This is a genomic window from Ralstonia sp. PBBBR1, assembly GCF_002256165.1.
Lineage (GTDB): Bacteria > Pseudomonadota > Gammaproteobacteria > Burkholderiales > Burkholderiaceae > Ralstonia > Ralstonia thomasii.
In genome coordinates this window covers 278,766-295,603 of sequence record NZ_NKIL01000003.1, presented here as the reverse complement: position 1 = coordinate 295,603, position 16,838 = coordinate 278,766, and the positions used below count along the sequence as shown (strand labels likewise).

The window sequence follows — 16,838 nt, the reverse complement described above, 5'->3', positions numbered from 1 at the left end:
GGAACTACTGCGCCGCACCAATCGAACCGTCTTTATAAACCCTTTTTTTGAGGGCCGCAAGCGCGGATTTTCCGGGCCTGCGGCGTCAAGACGACGGTTTCAGGGCGATTAAGCCGTGCCGCCCACCGTCATGTTCTCCATGCGCAGCGTCGGCTGACCGACGCCCACCGGCACGCTCTGGCCTTCCTTGCCGCACACGCCGATACCCGAATCGAGGCGCATGTCGTTGCCGATCATGGTCACGTGCTTGAGCGATTCCGGGCCGCTGCCGACCAGCGTCGCGCCCTTGACCGGAGCGGTGATCTTGCCGTCCTCGATCATGTAGGCCTCGCTGGCCGAGAACACGAACTTGCCGTTGGTGATGTCGACCTGGCCGCCGCCAAAGTTGACCGCATACAGGCCCTTCTTGACGCTCGCGATGATCTCTTGCGGATCCTTGTCGCCGCCCAGCATGTAGGTGTTGGTCATGCGCGGCATCGGCAGGGCGGCGTAGCTCTCGCGGCGCGCGTTGCCGGTCACGGGCATCTTCATCAGACGCGCGTTGAGCGTGTCCTGCATGTAGCCGGTGAGGATGCCGTCTTCGATGAGCGTGTTGCACTGCGTGGGGTTGCCTTCGTCATCGAGGTTCAGGGAGCCGCGGCGGTTGGCCAGCGTGCCGTCGTCGACCACGGTGACGCCCTTGGCCGCCACGCGTTCGCCCATGCGGCCGGAAAACGCCGACGAGCCCTTGCGGTTGAAGTCGCCTTCGAGCCCGTGGCCGATGGCCTCGTGCAGCAGCACGCCGGGCCAGCCCGGGCCGAGCACCACCGTCATCGTGCCGGCCGGTGCCGGCTTGGCTTCCAGGTTGACGAGCGCGGAAGAGACCGCCTCGTCCACGTATTCGCGCAGCAGTTCGTCGGTGAAGTAGCCATAGGCATAGCGGCCGCCGCCGCCGGAGCTACCCATTTCACGGCGCCCGTTCTGCTCGGCGATGACGGTGACGGAAATGCGCACCAGCGGGCGCACATCCGCGGCGATCACGCCGTCGCTGCGCGCAACGAGCATCACGTCGTATTCACCGGCCAGGCCGGCCATCACCTGCACCACGCGCGGGTCTTTGGCGCGGGCGAGCTTTTCGATCCGCTCGAGCAGGGCAACCTTTTCGGAGGCCGTCATCGAATCGAGCGGGTCGTTCGGTGCATAGAGCGAGTGGCTGCCCGGGGTGCTGGCAAGGCTGCCCGCCACCTTCACGCGGCCGGCGCCAGCTTTGCCGATGGTGCGCGTGGCACCGGCAGCCTGCATCAGCGCGGGCAGGCTGATGTCGTCGGAATACGCAAACGCGGTGCGGTCGCCCGAGACGGCGCGCACGCCCACACCCTGGTCGATGCTGAAGCTGCCGGATTTGACGATGCCTTCTTCCAGGCTCCACGCCTCGTTGCGCGTGTACTGGAAGTAGAGGTCGGCATAGTTCACGCGGTGCGTGAAGATGTCGGCCAGCGCGCGCTGCAGATGCGCTTCATCAAGGCCGTACGGATCGAGCAGCACGCGGCGCGCGATGGACAGGTTCTGGATGGCGATGTCGCCTGCGTTCATGGTCGGTTCTCGCAAAAAATTCGATTGGCTTACATCACGCGGTGCTTGAGCGCCGGCAGATCCCGGCGCACTTGGGCGATGCGGGCGGGGTCCATGTCGCCGATGGCAACCCCTTCGCCCTCAGGAACGGAGGCGATGATTTCCCCCCACGGGTCGATCAACATGGAGTGCCCCCACGTGCGGCGGCCGTTTTCATGGCGCCCGCCCTGAGCGGAGGCCAGCACATAACACTGGTTCTCGATGGCGCGGGCGCGCAGCAGGATTTCCCAGTGCGCGGCGCCCGTCACGTAGGTGAAGGCCGCCGGCATCAGAATCAAGTTCAGGTTGCCCTGCGACGCCAGCGCCCGGTACAGCTCGGGAAAGCGCAGGTCGTAGCACACCGACATGCCCACGCGGCCGCACGGCGCATCGAAGGCGACCGGCGTGGCGCCGGGCTCGATGGTGCGGGCTTCGTCGTAGCGTTCTTCGCCGCGTACGAAGTTGAACAGGTGGATCTTGTCGTAGCGTGCGACCCGCAATCCGGCCGGGTTGAATGCGAGCGACGTATTGCGCACGCGCTGTGCGTCTTCGCACCACATCGGCAACGTGCCGCCGACGAGCCACAGCTTGTGGCGGCGCGCGGCATCGGCAAGGAAGGTCTGGATCGGGCCGTCTTCGTCGGCTTCGCGGATGCCGACCTTGTCGGTGTCCTTGCGGCCCATCATGCAGAAGTACTCGGGCAGCAGCGCGAGTTGCGCACCTTGGGCGGCCGCCTCGGCCAGCAGGGCGTCTGCCCGCGCCAGGTTGACGTCCACGTCGATGGCCGTCACGGTCTGGATGGCGGCGACGCGAAAAGGTGCATCGAAAGGCGCATCGAAAGGCGCATCCATACCGGATGCGACGGGGGCCGGAGCAACGGTGGTCGAGGTCATGGCGCCTATTTTGCCGAGGTTTGCGATTGGCTGCCCGAATTGCTGTTGGATGCGACTTTCTCGATCTTCGGATCGGCCCAGCTGCCGGTCACGCGGTATTGCGTGACGAATGCCTTCGACAGCTGATCGCCCAGGACCAACTGCGCGGCCAGCGTGCCCAGCCCGATGGCCGGATTGATGAACGCCGCCGCCAGCGAGGCCGACGTGGCGTCCACCTTGGGCGTGACCTTGACGCGCAGGTCCTGCGTTTCATCCAGGATGTTGGCCGAGCCCTGCATGGCCACCTGGAATTGCGGGCCCTTGACGGCAAAATCTTCAGTGTGGGCGATGCCGCTGGCGATTGTGCCGGTGGCTGCCACGCTCTCGAACGGCGTGCCGCGCCCGGTGGCGCTGCGCAGGTCGGTCGCGAAATGCAGCAGCCCCTGCAGGCTCAGCACGCCCGCCAGCTTGGCCAGGCCCGGATCGACCGGGAGGAACTGGCCGCGCTCCAGGTTCAGCGCCATGCGGCCGTTGAGCGTCGGGTAGTCGATCGACATGGGCGAGCCGCGCCAGACCACGCGGCCTTCGAGCTTGCCCTTGGCACCGTCGATCACCTTGGCGAAGCCCATTTTTTGCAGCAGCTCGCCGGTGTCGCGCAGGTCAAGGTTGAAGTCGAGCAGCGTCCGGCGCTCCGGATCATCACCGCCGCCGCGCAGGCGTCGCGGGATGCGCCACGTACCGTGGGCCGTGAGCGTGGCAGCAGGCTGCTCGATCTTCAGCGTTTCGAGCGTCCACACCGGCGCACCGTCGGTGATCTGGCTGCGCGCCTTGATCTCCAGCTTGCCGAGCGCCTTGCCGCGTAGGTCGAATTTGTCGGCGACGAGGTCGAGCGATGGAATTTCCTGCGAGCTGCTGGCCAGCGATTCGGTGAGCGCCGTCTCTTCCTTGGCGTCTGGGATGCTCATGCGCGACAGGCGCATCGTCAGCTCGCCGAAGGGCACGGCGGCGCTTTCGGCGTGCCAGCGCGCGCTGCCTGCAATCTCGCGCGAATCGATGGTCGATTGCCAGTTGGGGCCGTCGCGCGTGGCATCGATGCGCACGGCGTTGAAGTCGCGGCCCAGGATGCGCAGCGTTTGCGCGCGGGCGCTCAGGTGGCTGGGCAGATACGCGCTGTGGCTGTCGGAGGCGTTTGGAGCATTGGTGGCATGTTCGGCGGCAATCTGGCCGGCGCTCTTGTCTGCGGCGGGTGCGGCAAAGACATGGCGCCAGGCGTCGATGTCCAGTTGATCCAGCGCCAGGTTGGCCTGCACGCCCTCCTGCGGTTGCGGCACCGGTTGCCGCACGCCGATCCCGCCTCGCAGCACCTCGACGCCGTTGCCCGTGCTGCGTTGCTCGTAGCGCGCACTGACGATATTGCCGACCTGCAAAACGATTTCGTCGACGGCGTTGTTGGAAGCCAGCGGCTGCATCTCGAAACGCACCGGCAACGGCTGCCCGGCGGCCTTGTTGAGCGGCGCCGGCAGACGCACCGTCATCGGCGTGAGGTCGGACTGCACCTGAATCAGGGGGCGATGCTGCTTGACGCTGATGGTCGCGCTGTACGGGGCGCTGCCCTCCAGCGAGCGGGCGACGGCGGCCACCGGGCTGTTTTCCGGCGTCGTTTCACGCAGCCCTTGCGCCGATGCGGTGCCCGCCACCTGGATGCGGATCGTGCCATCGGGCGCGGTGCCACCCGTGGGGCGGATTTCGCCGCCGGCAAAGCGCGCGCGCAGGTTGTCGAAACCGATGCCTTTTTGCGTGAAGGTCAGCGCGCCGTTGACATCGGTGAGCGGCGGCGCCTGCGGAACCAGCGTGACGTCATTGCGCAGGAACGTGACGCTGCCCTGGGCGCGCGTCGAATGCATCTCGTGCAGCGGCAGGTCCAGCTTGAGCGCCAGCGTGGCGTTGCCCTGGGCGCGCGCGTCCTTGGTGAAGTGGCCGATCCACTGGCCGATGGGGCTGGCCTCAACGTATTGCAGGAAGTTTTGCGTGGCGCCGTCGCCGCGGCCCTCGATGGTGAGTAGCGGGTTGTGGTCGCCCATGTCGGGCAGCCTGCCATTCACGTCCTGCAAGTTCACACCCATCACCTTGGCGCGCGCAACCTTGAAGGCCAGGGACGCGCGATCGAAGATCACTGTCCCGTCGATGTTGGTGAACGCCGGCCAGTCGCCCGGGTGCGTGGGCACGCGGCCCGGCAGGTTGTGCCCGGCTTCGGCCGGCGCTGATTGGTAAGTTACGTCCTGGATCGGCACTTCCACGCGGAAGACACCTTTGTGCGGCGGACGGAACGGAAAGTCGTGCAGATCACCTGCCAGTGCGAACCCGACGTTATTCGCCGTGCCGGCTTGCAGCGCACCGCCCAGGTAGTCGCGCAGATGCTGTCCGATCGACAGCGGCAGGTAGCGCGGCACACGCGGAACGTTGGCACGGTCGAGCGTGCCTTTCAGGTCGATGGTGCCGAGATGGCTGGTGTCTGGCGCGTGGCGATAGCTGCCCGTGATACGCGCTGACAGGTCGTCGTTGGAGAGCGCGAGGTTGTCGCTGGCGACAACCAGTTCCTGCTTGCGATATGTCCAGTTGAACGTGCCCTGTAGCCGGTCCAGCGGCACGCGCGCGTCGGCAAAGGTGCCAGGCAGCAGTAGGGCGGTGTCGTTGGACTCGATGCGCAGCGTGCCCTTGTCGTCGGAGAAGACGGCGTTGCCGGAGAGGTTTTCAACGCCGGGCACGGCTGGCTCGGGATGCTGGCCCGGCGGTACCGCGGGCAGCGCACCGGGGCCGAACGAGACCTGGCGCATCGTGGCGCGGCCGGTGAAGTGCACCGGCGCCGGCGTATTTGGCCGCCAGCGGGAGACATCGCGCTGCCAGTTGATGTCCAGATCGTCGATGCGGCCGGACGGCTGCTTTGTCCGCAGTGGTTCGAGCACGCCGGCGGGCAGCGGCAGCGCGGTGGCGATGTTGCGCAGGTCGGCCAAATCCAGTGTCGTGGCCTTGACCTGCAGGCTGCGCAGCGCATCGCGCGCGTCGAGCGCCCACCCGACGGTGACATTGCGCACGCCGCGCGGCGTGCCAGCCGGGTTGGTCGGCGCCTGGATGCCGGGGCCTGCCAGTTCGGGTACCGACGGCGGTTGGGCGGGCGGGTTCAGCGGTTGCCAGAGCAGCGTGTCGAGGCGCAAGGCGTGCTCGCCTCGCGCGTTGCGCTGATGCGTGGCCAGCGCCTGGAGGCTGCGCAGCTGCAGCGGGTCCAGATCCTTGCGGACCTGGAGATCAAGCTGTTGCCCGGTCAGGCGTGCCTGGCTGCGCGTGAACACGCCGCCGGCGAACTCCACCGAGCCGTCGGAGGTGAGCGTGCCGCTCTTGGCGGCGGCCAGCACGGGCACGTAGCGCTGCACGGCAGCCAACTGCAGCGTATCGACCTGCCAGGAGGCCTGGCCGTGCCAGTGGCGCCAGTCGCCGGGCCGGGCGAGCAGGTCGTGACGGAAATCGGCGTGCAGTTTGATGGGACCGTTGAACAGCGTGGCCGAGGTTCCGCTGGCCTCCAGCCGGTGGCGCGTCGGGCCGCTGCGTAGCTGCACCCGCACATTGCCCAGCGCCACTTCAGGCAGCTTCTGCTGTTCGTCAAGCCAGCGGACGGCGCCTTGCTGGAAATCGATGTCGCCCTGGGAGAGCAACTGATCAAGGAAATTGCTGTCGCCGCCGGTGTCGGGGCCGAGCGGCATGCCGGCGACGAGCAGGGCGCCCTGCGTATCGCGCCGTACCAGCACGTCGGCCTGGCTGGCGTGCAGGGCGGCAAAGGTGATCTGCATGCGCAGCAACGAGCGCCAGGACAGCCGCGCCTGCACGTCCTGTATCGCGAAGGTGCGGCGGCCCGCGGTGTCGTGCGCGTCGATGCGCTGGGCGCGGAATGCCGGGTGCCAGCCCTCCCAGTAGGTCTCAAGCGAGCCGATGTCCACCGTGGCGTGCAGTGCGCTGGACGCCTCGCGCTGCATCCATTCGCGCGCCACGCTCGCGCGCGGCCACAGGATGAAGCGCACCGCCAGCATGCCGACGACGGCCAAGACGGCCAGCGCGGCGGCCGTCTTCCAGAGCACCCGCCACAGCTTGCGCCAGATCGGGGCGCGAAAAGCAGCCCCGATGCCCGCGCCGACCCGGCGGGCGAGCCATACCAGCCATGCCCAGGCCGAGGGCCGGCCCACCCCGCGTGTGGACAGGGTGCTGGCGTGTCCACCATCGGACTTCGGCGATTCTGGGGGCTGGGACGGGCGAGGCATGATGCGGATTATCCGATATTCAGGAGGCGGCGCCACATTTGGAGCCCGGGCGGCGCGCTGGCGGAGCGGCAAGCAGTGGGCAAGCACACCCGATGCCCGCGGAGTCTCTGGCCACTGCCGGTCTTGCATGCATTTCAGCGAGAATGGATGCTTCCGCCAATGCTCGATGGGTTCGCATGACCGATTCCGCCTTGTCCGCCCAGCCATTTCTGAAAGCTCCAGCCCGCGCGCCGCAGGGCGCCGCTGCCGCGCTGCCCTTTGCACTCGCCTATTCCCGTTATCTACAGCGCCAGGCGCAAGCGCGCGAAGGATGGGCCGAGCGTGTGCAGGCTGGCGCCAGCCATCCGATTGACATGGCGTGGCTGTTGGCGCGCTTCACTGAACTGTTCGATACCAGGGCCGTGGAGGCTGAGGCGGCGCTCAAGCGCGCCTTGCGCCTGTTGCGCAATGAAGTCTTCGGTGCACTGGTTGAGCGCGATCTGTCCGGCGCCGCGACGCTCGATGAGGTGACGGGCACGATGACCGACCTGGCCGAGTTTGCCGTGCGCACGGCCGTTTCCGTGATCGGCCAGGAACTGAGCGCCCTGCACGGCCAGCCGATCGGGCAATCCTCCGGCGAGGTGCAGGAACTGGTGGTGGTCGGCATGGGCAAGCTGGGTGGGCGGGAACTAAACGTCTCGTCCGACATTGACCTGATCTTTCTCTACGACGACGACGGCGACACCCAGGGGGGGGCGCGCCCCCTCTCCAATCATGAATATTTCACGAAGCTTGGCCGGCGGCTGATCAACGCGCTGGCCGATGTGACAGAGGATGGCTACGTCTTCCGCGTCGACATGCGCCTGCGTCCGAACGGCGATGCGGGGCCGCTCGCGTGCAGCCTCGGCATGTTGGAGGAGTATTTCGTTGTGCAGGGCCGCGAATGGGAGCGCTACGCCTGGATCAAGGGCCGCGTGATCACCGACCCGACCAGCCCGCATGCCGCCCGCGTGATCCAGCAGCTGGATCGCGTGACGGGCCCGTTTGTGTTCCGGCGCTATCTCGATTACGGCGTGATCTCCGCCATTCGCGCGCTGCATGCGCAGATCCGCAACGAGGCAGCCAAGCGCAGCAACGGTGCCAACCAGCAGCGCGATGACACGGGCCACCTGCAGGCGCGCTCGCCCAACATCAAGCTCGGGCGCGGCGGCATCCGCGAGATCGAATTTGTCGCGCAGGTGTTTCAGCTCATTCGCGGCGGGCAGGATTTCGGGCTGCGCGTGCGGCCCACGCTGGAGGTGCTGCGGGTGGCGGCGGAGCGCGGCCTGATCGAGCCCGAAGCGGTGGAGCGCCTGACCGAGGCGTACCGCTTCCTGCGCCAGCTTGAACATCGCCTGCAGTACATCGAAGACGCGCAGACGCACAACCTGCCGGGCTCGCCGGAAGACCAACTGCGCGTGGCGCACATGATGGGCTTTGACGACTATGCGGCGCTGGTCACCACGCTTGAGACGTATCAGGACGAAGTTGCACAGCATTTCGAGCAGACCTTCTCCGACAAGCAGGACAGCCAGCCGCCGTGCGCCGCGGTCTGGCACGCAGACCTGCTCGACGACGAGCACACGGAAACCGCCCGCGTACAACTCGCCGAACTCGGCTATGCAAATCCGGAGAGCGTGCTGGAGCGGCTGCGTGCAACGCGCAATTCGCCGCGTTATCGGGCGTTGTCCGAAGTCAGCCGGCAGCGTTTCGACTTGCTGATCAACCGTGCGCTTGATCAGGCATCGCGGCAGACCGATGCCGATGTCACCATCGCGCGCTTTCTCGATTTCTTTGATGCGATCAGCCGGCGTTCGTCGTACCTGTCGCTGCTGAGCGAATACCCGCAGGCCATGGAGCGCGTGGCCCACACGCTCCATGCATCGCGCTGGGCGGCGGACTACCTCACACGCCATCCGCAACTGCTCGATGAGCTGCTCGATGTGGAAGCGCTGTCGGCCGAGCCCGACTGGCCAGCGTTCAGGGCGCGCGTGCGAGAGCGCCTGCAGGCAGCGTCCGACCACGTCGAGATGCAGATGGACATCCTGCGCCAGGAGCACCATGCAGAAACTTTCCGCGTGCTGCTACAGGACCTGCAGGGCATGCTGAGTGTCGAGCACATCAGCGACCGGCTCTCCGATCTGGCCGACGCCGTGCTGGACCTCACGCTTGAAACCGTCTGGCAGCAGGTCGCCACCCGCCATCGGGAGGTGCCACGTTTTGCCGTGGTTGCCTACGGGCGGCTGGGCGGCAAGGAACTCGGCTATGCGTCAGACCTCGACATCATCTTCCTGTATGACGACGATGACGAACGCGCACCCGATGTCTACGCGTCATTCGCGCGCAAACTCATCACGTGGCTGACCAGCCATACCGCCGCGGGCACGCTGTTCGACGTCGATACGCGCTTGCGACCGAACGGTGCGGCGGGTTTGATGGTCACGCACTTCGAAGCCTTCCGCCGCTATCAGATGCGCGAGGGCGACAACGCTGCGTGGGTGTGGGAACACCAGGCGCTCACGCGTGCACGCTTCTGCGCGGGCGATGCGGAAATCGGCGAGCGTTTCGAGGCGCTGCGTACCGCCGTGTTGCGCCAGGAGCGCGATCCCGGGCCGCTGCGCGACGAGATCGTGGCCATGCGCGAACGCGTGGCGGAAGGCCATGCGAACCCGACCGGGCTGTTTGATCTCAAGCACGATCGCGGGGGCATGGTCGATATCGAGTTCACCGTGCAATTCCTGGTGCTGTTGCACAGCGCGGCGCATGCCGAGCTGACCCTCAACAAGGGAAATATCGCGCTGCTACGCATGGCTGGCGAACTCGGGTTGATTGACGCGACGGCGGCCGCGCAGGTGGCCGATGCCTACCGTGATTTCCGCGCACGCCAGCACAAGTTGCGGCTTGACGGGCAGTCCGCCGCGCGCGTACCCGTCGGCACCTGCGCGCGCGAAGCCGGCCACGTGCGTGCATTGTGGGAGCAGGTGTTCGGGCCCGCGCAATGACGGCGCATCGGCACGCGCTGCACACATGGGGCGCGTGCGCCGTTGTGGCTGCGCTGTCGGCGGCGTTCTCGTTCGTGCCGTGGCTGTACGCGTTCGGGCTGTATCAACGCGAGGCCGTGCGCGCGGGGCAGTGGTGGCGCATCTTGACCGCCATGTGGGTGCATCTGGACACGTGGCATTGGCTGGCGGATGCAATGGCCGCGGTGGGGCTCATCCTGCTGCTGGCGCGCGTGTTGCGGCCGCAAGCCATCGTTGGAGCGTTGGTGGTGTGCGGCGTGCTCGTACAGATCGCTTTGCTCACTCGGCCGACGGTGCAGTGGTACGGCGGGCTCTCTGGCGCGCTGCATGGTCTGGCGGCATGGGGCGGGCTGCGGCTGCTGAAACCGTCCGCCGACGGGGCCGAAGATCGCTTCTCGCGCTGGATTGGCGTGGCGCTGTGTGTGGGCGTGCTGGTGAAAGTGTGGCTCGAGCAATCGTGGCTGTCGCCCGTCGCCTATGACCCGCACTGGGGGTTTGGCGTGGTGCGCATCGCTCATGCGTTTGGTGCGGTGAGCGGATTGCTGGTGTGGGTGCTGGGGGAGTGGGGCTCGCAAGGCAGCAGGCAGGCGCCGCGCTGATCGGCAGAGAAGTCACGTGCCGATGCACGGAAAAACGGACACGCTGGTGGAGCTAGGGTGTCCGTTTTTGCGTTTAGACGATCGCGAGATTGCTCGATCAGCCCTTGCGACGGCGGAAGGTGACCACTCCGCTGGCGAGCAGCAAGCCTGCCAGCCACAGGGGAAGCGCGCCACCGCCGCCGCCACTGCTGCTATTCGTCGCGGTGCCGCTACCCGAGCCCGATGTCGCCGCCGCCGCCGTAGCAGTCACGCTCGCTGTATCGGAGGCGGTAGCGCCGGAGCTGTTCGTCAACGTCACGCTAAAGCTGTACACGCCCGCAACGCCCGGCGTGAACGTGGCTGTGCTGACGCCGTTTGCGTCGGGGCCTGCGGTCGTCAGGGTGACGGGGGTTCCGGCGGTCTGGGCCCAGACGGTGCTGCTGGTCGTCTTGTTGTAGCCGGCGCCGCCGACGGACGTCAGCGTGACGACCGTGTTGGCAGTGACGCTCGACGCCGATGCAGCCGCATGCACGGTCGGTGACCCTTGCGCCTGCGCGACGGCTGCGCCGGCATCCAGCGTACCGGCGCCGCACACGCCCGCGTGCGTTGCACAGTAAGTGCCGGCCACGAACGGTCGTGCCGATTGCTTGATGATCGCCGTGATGTTGTCTGGCGTGAGCGCAGGCTGAACCGACAGCATCAGCGCCGCGGTCGCAGCCACATGCGGTGTGGCCATCGACGTGCCGATGTCCTGGGCGTAGGCATCGCCCGCAGGCGACGCCACAGGCGTTGTCGTGCCCGAGTTGGACAGCGACACAATTTTGCTGGCGGAACCGGGAATGACCGTGCCCGAGCCTCCGCCAGGCGCGCTGATTGCCGTTTGTCCACCGACGTTGGCATAGAACGCGTTGTCGCCTTCCAGCGAGTGCGCTGTCACGGCGATGGTGCCCGTGCAATTGGCGGGCGCATCCACGGGCCCAGCCTCGTTGCCGGTGGCCACCACAATCGTCACGCCCAACGCACGCGCTGCGGTGATCCTGTTCTGCTCCAGCGTCGAGCAACTGCCGGGGCCGCCCAGGCTCATATTGATGACCTTGACCGGCGTCGGGTTGTTGGTGACGCCCGGCACCGAGCCGCCCGACAGCCACGTCACCGCGTCCATGATGTCGGACGTCGAGCCGCCGCACTTACCCATGGCCCGCGCCATCTGCACACGCACATGAGGGGCAATGCCCGCGATGCCGATGCCGTTGTTGCGCTGCGCTCCGATCTGGCCGGCAACGAAGGTGCCATGCCAACTGCTGTTGCTTGCCGAACTGCCGCAGAACGTCGGATACGACGCGGCGTCGCTGCTGCTCACCCAATCGCCCGGGTCGGACGGGTCGGTATTCGTGAGCGTGTTGTTGGCGCCGTTGTTGACGAATCCGGAAGGAATCGTGTTGCCTGTCTTCGGATCGGCGCTGCCGGTCATGGCGGTGCTACTGACGAAGTTGCGGCCCGTGCCGAAGTTCAGCCCGACAAAGTCGGCATGGTCTGCGCGGATGCCGGTATCGACAATGCCAACGCCAACGGTACTGACGCCGGTGGTGGTATCCCATGCGGCCGTCACGTTGGCGCCGCCGGGCGCGCTGGCGGTCGGTGCCAGCAGGTTCCATTGCTGGCCGAACAGCGGATCGGTGGCCAGTGCCATCGGCCGCATGATGCGGTCGGGCGACACATATTCGAACTCGCCGCTGGCTTCCATGCGCTGCGCAACGGTCTGGGCGTCTTCCAGCGTCATGATCTTGGGCAGCGTCAGTACGTGTGCCCCGCCCGACATTGGGCGTTTGTACGTCATCGGCAACTGCGCTGCCGCCGACCAGCGTTGCACGGCTACCACGTCTGCGCGTGTTGCCGCGCCGTCGGTTGCAATCGATTGCGTCTTCAATCCCGTGCTTTTTTCTTTCACGACCAGCTGCGTCACCCATTGCAGCTGCGTATTGAACGTCGTGGATTTTTCCACGGCCAGCGCCGGCGCAACGTGATACGACACCAGCCCAAGCGCCATCAGCGCCTGCGCTACACCCCCGGAAACCATCGCCTTCATCAGAGCAGCCCTGTCTTCTTGTTAGGAATTGCAACGTTTACGTTTGCATTGTCCAAAAGGATTGAGGCAGCGTGGCGTAGATCGTATTAGGTATAAACCCTAATATCCGGCGCTAAAAGGGGTGTGCGGAAGCGGTACAAATGAAAACCGCCTCGACAGGCGAGGCGGTCTTGCTAGGCCAAAGGCGGCGTCAATGTGGTAACGCACGCTTGCGCCGGCATGCGAGCCCCAGCACTAGCAGCAGTGCGGCACCGGCCAGCGGAATGGCACCACCGCCACCGCTGCTAGTACTCCCGGTCGATCCCCCCGACCCCGTCGTGCCACTGCCCGCGCCAGCCGGGGCCGTGTTCTGGGCATAGCCGACGGCACCGGCGGTATCCAGCAGGCCTGCGCCGCAGATGCCGGTGTTTACGGCGCAAAACGTGCCGCTCGGGTGCGGCCGCGCGGTCTGCTTCAGGCCAGCCAATATCTGCGCGTTCGACAACTGGGGTTGCACGCTAAGCATCAGCGCGATAGTGCCGGCGGTTTCCGGTGTCGAGAAACTTGTACCTGCCACCGACTTGACCGTGGGGTTGCCGACGCTTTGTGTGCCATCGTTGGAGTCGGCCTGGATGACGGAAACGGGCTCCGCACAAGTCGCGGGATTTGTCGTTGTTACGACCTTCGAGTTGCCGCAGCCACCCCCCGGCGCGGACAGCGCCACCTGCGGCCCCACGTTCGCGTAGCTGGCGTTCTCGCCGCTGTCGACGTGCGCGGTGACGGCGATCGCTCCTGAGCAATTGGCCGGTGCGTCAACGGTCTGCGCGGCTTCGTTGCCGGCAGCAGCTACGACGATGGTGCCGCGTGCGGCCAACTGATTCACTGCGTCTTGTTCTGCGGCCGAACATTGGCCAACGCTGCCCAGGCTCACGTTCACAACACGCGCCGGGTTGGCGTTGGCCGGCACGCCAGACACGTTGATGCCGCCCGCCCACAACATGCCGTCGACCGTGTCCGACAGCAGCGCACCGCACTTGCCCGACACGCGTACCGGCACGATCGGCGTGTTCCAGCCGACCCCCGCGATATCGAGCGCATTGTTTGTCTGGGCGGCGAGCACGCTGCTGACCTCGGTGCCGTGCCAGCTACTTGCAGGCGGATTGCTAATGTCATTGGTCGTGCAGCCGGAAATCTTGGGAACGTCAGCTGACGTAACGATGTCGCCTAGGTCGTGCGCGTCCGTTCCTCGGCCAAAGGAGTTACCCGCGCGCGCCGGGTCCGAGATGAAGTTGTAGCCCGGCAGGATCTTGGGGGACAGATCGGGGTGATCGGTGTAGCCGGTATCGACCACCGCCACCACGATGCCCGTCGAGCCCTGCGTGATGCTCCATGCCGCGGCCGCGTTGATGCCGCCCGGCACCAGCGCCGGCGCGGCCAGGTTGTTCTGCGTGGCGAACAGCGGATCGTTCGGAACGGTGTTGGGCCGCAGGATGCGATCGGGCACCACATAGGCCACGCGGGCGTCCTGCGCGATCTTGTCGACGGTGGCCTGGATGCTCGCGGCGTCGGTCAGGCCGGTGCGCATGAGTTGCGCGTTGGTGGCCAGCGTGCGCTTGACCTGCAGCGTGCTACCCGCGGCCTGCGCGACCGACAGCAAGCGGTTGCTCGCCTCGCTGGCCGAGAGCGTCTTGCGCGTGCCGCTCGTGTCGTCGCGCCATTTGATGATCAGGTCACCGGTGTATTGCGGCTGCGGTGTGGCAGCTGTGGCGAATTGGCTGCTCGCCACCCAGGCAACACAGGCAAGGCTGGCGCCTGCGCGGAGCCAAGACTTCAACCGGAAGAGGGAGGGGGTCATCAGCACGTGCTCCGTGGTGTCTCGTTGTCATGAGAAACGTCGTCACGATGTGATCGTTGACACACCGTTACACAAAACCAAAGGTAGCACGCGACTCGCCCACCTGGTGTGGTGGCGATGGCCGATCACGTTTGCGAGCGGAAAAGAGCCGGTCTGTGCGCCGCAACCGAAGCAGAATACGGGCCGGGTGAGGGGATGTGAAGCTGGAAACCGGACGCCAGACGGCGCCCGATGATTCACAGTGTGGAGCGATCTTGCGGCGGTTCAGCGTTGGATCTTCACGACGCGGTCCGGGTCGGCCGAAGCGATGCCGGGCGTGCTGCGCAACGCTGCCACCGCGCCATCCAACGTGGCCGATGCATCGCCCGAACTGGCGCGCACCACCCAGAACCCGCCCGACATCGGCCGTACCACGGCAAACGCCAGCCGTGGCGTTGCGCGTGCGCCGGCAGCATCCAGCAGGCCTTGCACGGTGGCAGACGACGTGGTCGGCGTGCTCAGGCCGATGATGACGTCGCCCAGACTGTGCGCAGCTGACGCGGAAGCCGGCGGCTGGGTGTTGGCCGAGGCGGGGTCCATGGCAGGCGGCTTGCCCGGATCAATGGCCGGCACGGACTTGCACGCGGCCAGCAGGCACAGGCCAAGAGCCACCGCCACCGCAGGCTTGGCGGACGACAGCAGGAATCGAGGGCGGGCAGCCGATGATTGGGCCATGCGGGCCATGAGGTTCTCCTTGGATTCGATAGTGGGTGTCTGTGGCCAGTGCTGCCGGAACCTTCCTACCAGCCATGGCAGTCATGGTTCCGGTATAGGCGATCACTGCGCCACGCGGCGGGATTTCCGCGCCGAGGATTCTGGCGCCGATTGTGCACGGCCTGCGGTGAGCATCTCGTCTGCATGGCGGCGCGTGGTGTCGGTGAGCGACGCCCCGCCCAGCATGCGGGCGATCTCGTCCACGCGGCCCGTGGCGTCCAGGACCACGAGGTCAGAGCGCGTGCTGCCGGCCACCGTCTGCTTGGCGACCTGAATGTGGTGATTGGCGAGCGCCGCCACCTGGGGCAGGTGCGTGACGCACAGCACCTGGCGGCGCATGCCGAGTTCGCGCAGGCGTCGTCCCACGACTTCGGCCACTGCACCGCCGATGCCGGAATCGACTTCGTCGAAGATGAGCGTGGGCGTCGGGCTCGCCTCGCTGGCGATCACCGAGATGGCCAGGCTGATGCGCGCCAGCTCACCGCCCGAGGCGACCTTCGCCAGCGGCCGCGGTGAAACACCCGCATGCCCGGCAACGAGGAATTCGACCTGCTCCAGCCCCGCCGCGCCGCCGTGTTCCAGCGCGTGCAGCGCGATGTCAAAGCGCCCACCGGCCATGGAGAGGCCTTGCATGGCGCCGGTCACCGCGTCCGCCAGCTCGCGCGCGGCCTTGGCGCGGTCGCGCGACAGCGCTTGCGCGACCGACATATATGCGGCGTGCGTTTGCGCTTCCTGGGCTTGCAGCGCATCCAGATCGGACGCGGCTTGCAGCGCAGCGAGTTGCGCCTGGCGCTCCGCCAGTTCAGCCGGCAGCGTTTCAGGAGCCACGCGGTATTTGCGCGCCATCGTGTGCAGGGCCTGCATGCGCGCATCGACTTCGGCCAGGCGGTCCGGATCCAGTTCCGCGCGATCGGCATAGCGAGCGAGCGTATGCACCGCTTCCTGGATCTGCACCTCGGCCGGCCCCAGCGCGGCCAGCACATCGGCAAGCGCCGGATCGATCTCGGCCAGTTCACGCAGCGTATGGAGCGTCGTGCCCAGTTGCGTGAGCACCGCACCTTCCGATTCGGACAAGCCATCCAGCGCCGCGCGCGTGCCTTCGATCAGGCTGGCTGCGTGTGACAGACGGTGGTGCTCGGCCTGGACCTCTTCCCACTCGCCGGGTTGGGGGGCGAGCTTCTGCAATTCGTTGACCTGCCATTCGATGCGCTCGCGTTCGAGCTGGGCTTCGCGCGACTGCTGCTCGGCGGCTTCGCGTGCGCGCACCACGGCGTGCCATTCGCGGAAGTGCTCGCTGACGACGCGCACGGCACCTTCCAGGCCTGCGTGGGCGTCGAGCAGGCTGCGCTGCGCATCCGTCTTGAGCAGCAGTTGATGGGCATGCTGGCCGTGGATGTCGACCAGTTGCTCGCCTACTTCGCGCAACTGCGCCAGCGTGACTGCCGCGCCGTTGATGAAGGCTTTGCTGCGGCCGGCGGCATCGACCGTGCGGCGCAGCAGGATCACGCCCTCGTCGTCGTGCAGTTCGTGCGCCTCCAGCCATGCGGCCACATGCGGATGCACGTCGAACTCGGCGGTGATGTCGGCACGCGGCGCGCCTTCGCGCACGACGGCCGCATCGGCGCGCTCGCCCAGCGTGAGTGCGAGTGCGTCGATCAGGATGGATTTGCCCGCGCCCGTCTCGCCCGTGAACACGGTGAAACCGTCGGCCAGATCAAGATCCAGCGCGTGAACGATGACGAAATCGCGGATGGTGAGGCTGCGCAGCATGGAAAGGGTG

At 66.7% G+C, this 16,838-nt stretch carries 9 protein-coding genes; 2 read left to right on the top strand and 7 right to left on the bottom strand.

Annotation, left to right across the window (positions count from 1 at the left end):
- Window positions 1-108 precede the first annotated feature (108 nt).
- Genes tldD through CFE42_RS04940 form a run of 3 tightly spaced genes read right to left on the bottom strand, consistent with a single transcriptional unit; the run spans window position 109 to window position 6,769 of the window.
- Window positions 109-1,572, bottom strand: coding sequence for a metalloprotease TldD (tldD, locus tag CFE42_RS04950; protein WP_004631641.1), 1,464 nt, complete (start codon window positions 1,570-1,572; stop codon window positions 109-111).
- A gap of 29 nt (window positions 1,573-1,601) precedes the next feature.
- Window positions 1,602-2,483 carry a carbon-nitrogen hydrolase family protein gene (locus tag CFE42_RS04945; RefSeq protein WP_004631642.1) on the bottom strand — a complete coding sequence of 294 codons (882 nt, stop codon included), beginning with the start codon at window positions 2,481-2,483 and terminating at the stop codon, window positions 1,602-1,604.
- 5 nt (window positions 2,484-2,488) lie between these two features.
- Window positions 2,489-6,769, bottom strand: a complete 4,281-nt coding sequence (locus CFE42_RS04940; protein ID WP_004631643.1) for a YhdP family protein — start codon at window positions 6,767-6,769, stop codon at window positions 2,489-2,491.
- A gap of 176 nt (window positions 6,770-6,945) precedes the next feature.
- Between CFE42_RS04940 and glnE the strand changes: the two genes are divergently transcribed.
- On the top strand, window positions 6,946-9,789 hold the full coding sequence (gene glnE / locus CFE42_RS04935) for a bifunctional [glutamate--ammonia ligase]-adenylyl-L-tyrosine phosphorylase/[glutamate--ammonia-ligase] adenylyltransferase (RefSeq protein WP_004631645.1): 2,844 nt from the start codon (window positions 6,946-6,948) through the stop codon (window positions 9,787-9,789).
- Window positions 9,786-10,406, top strand: a complete 621-nt coding sequence (gene rrtA / locus CFE42_RS04930) for a rhombosortase (RefSeq protein ID WP_004631647.1) — start codon at window positions 9,786-9,788, stop codon at window positions 10,404-10,406. The genes glnE and rrtA overlap by 4 nt, the downstream gene beginning before the upstream one ends.
- Window positions 10,407-10,503: 97 nt before the next feature.
- Here rrtA and mprA (CFE42_RS04925) read toward each other — a convergent pair whose 3' ends face one another.
- From mprA (CFE42_RS04925) to recN, 4 genes are all read right to left on the bottom strand, one after another.
- Entirely contained in the window at window positions 10,504-12,471 is a 1,968-nt protein-coding gene (mprA, locus tag CFE42_RS04925) for an MprA protease, GlyGly-CTERM protein-sorting domain-containing form (protein WP_004631649.1), read from the bottom strand.
- Window positions 12,472-12,661: 190 nt separating this feature from the next.
- Complete coding sequence (mprA, locus tag CFE42_RS04920) at window positions 12,662-14,305, bottom strand: MprA protease, GlyGly-CTERM protein-sorting domain-containing form (protein ID WP_004631650.1); 1,644 nt, start codon at window positions 14,303-14,305, stop codon at window positions 12,662-12,664.
- A 264-nt stretch (window positions 14,306-14,569) separates the two neighbouring features.
- Window positions 14,570-15,028: a hypothetical protein gene (locus CFE42_RS04915; protein ID WP_004631652.1), complete on the bottom strand. Its 459-nt coding sequence runs from the start codon at window positions 15,026-15,028 to the stop codon at window positions 14,570-14,572.
- Between the two features lie 93 nt (window positions 15,029-15,121).
- The gene (recN, locus tag CFE42_RS04910) at window positions 15,122-16,828 is read right to left on the bottom strand and encodes a DNA repair protein RecN (RefSeq protein WP_004631654.1); all 1,707 of its coding nucleotides are present in this window, start codon (window positions 16,826-16,828) and stop codon (window positions 15,122-15,124) included.
- Window positions 16,829-16,838 lie beyond the last annotated feature (10 nt).

Bases quoted from the DNA above. Each gene is read 5' to 3' on its own strand.
- CFE42_RS04915 (WP_004631652.1), bottom strand. From the start codon at position 15,028: ATGGCCCGCATGGCCCAATCATCGGCTGCCCGCCCTCGATTCCTGCTG.
- glnE (WP_004631645.1), top strand. From the start codon at position 6,946: ATGACCGATTCCGCCTTGTCCGCCCAGCCATTTCTGAAAGCTCCAGCC.
- mprA (WP_004631649.1), bottom strand. From the start codon at position 12,471: ATGAAGGCGATGGTTTCCGGGGGTGTAGCGCAGGCGCTGATGGCGCTT.
- mprA (WP_004631650.1), bottom strand. From the start codon at position 14,305: ATGACCCCCTCCCTCTTCCGGTTGAAGTCTTGGCTCCGCGCAGGCGCC.
- CFE42_RS04945 (WP_004631642.1), bottom strand. From the start codon at position 2,483: ATGACCTCGACCACCGTTGCTCCGGCCCCCGTCGCATCCGGTATGGAT.
- rrtA (WP_004631647.1), top strand. From the start codon at position 9,786: ATGACGGCGCATCGGCACGCGCTGCACACATGGGGCGCGTGCGCCGTT.
- recN (WP_004631654.1), bottom strand. From the start codon at position 16,828: ATGCTGCGCAGCCTCACCATCCGCGATTTCGTCATCGTTCACGCGCTG.
- tldD (WP_004631641.1), bottom strand. From the start codon at position 1,572: ATGAACGCAGGCGACATCGCCATCCAGAACCTGTCCATCGCGCGCCGC.
- CFE42_RS04940 (WP_004631643.1), bottom strand. From the start codon at position 6,769: ATGCCTCGCCCGTCCCAGCCCCCAGAATCGCCGAAGTCCGATGGTGGA.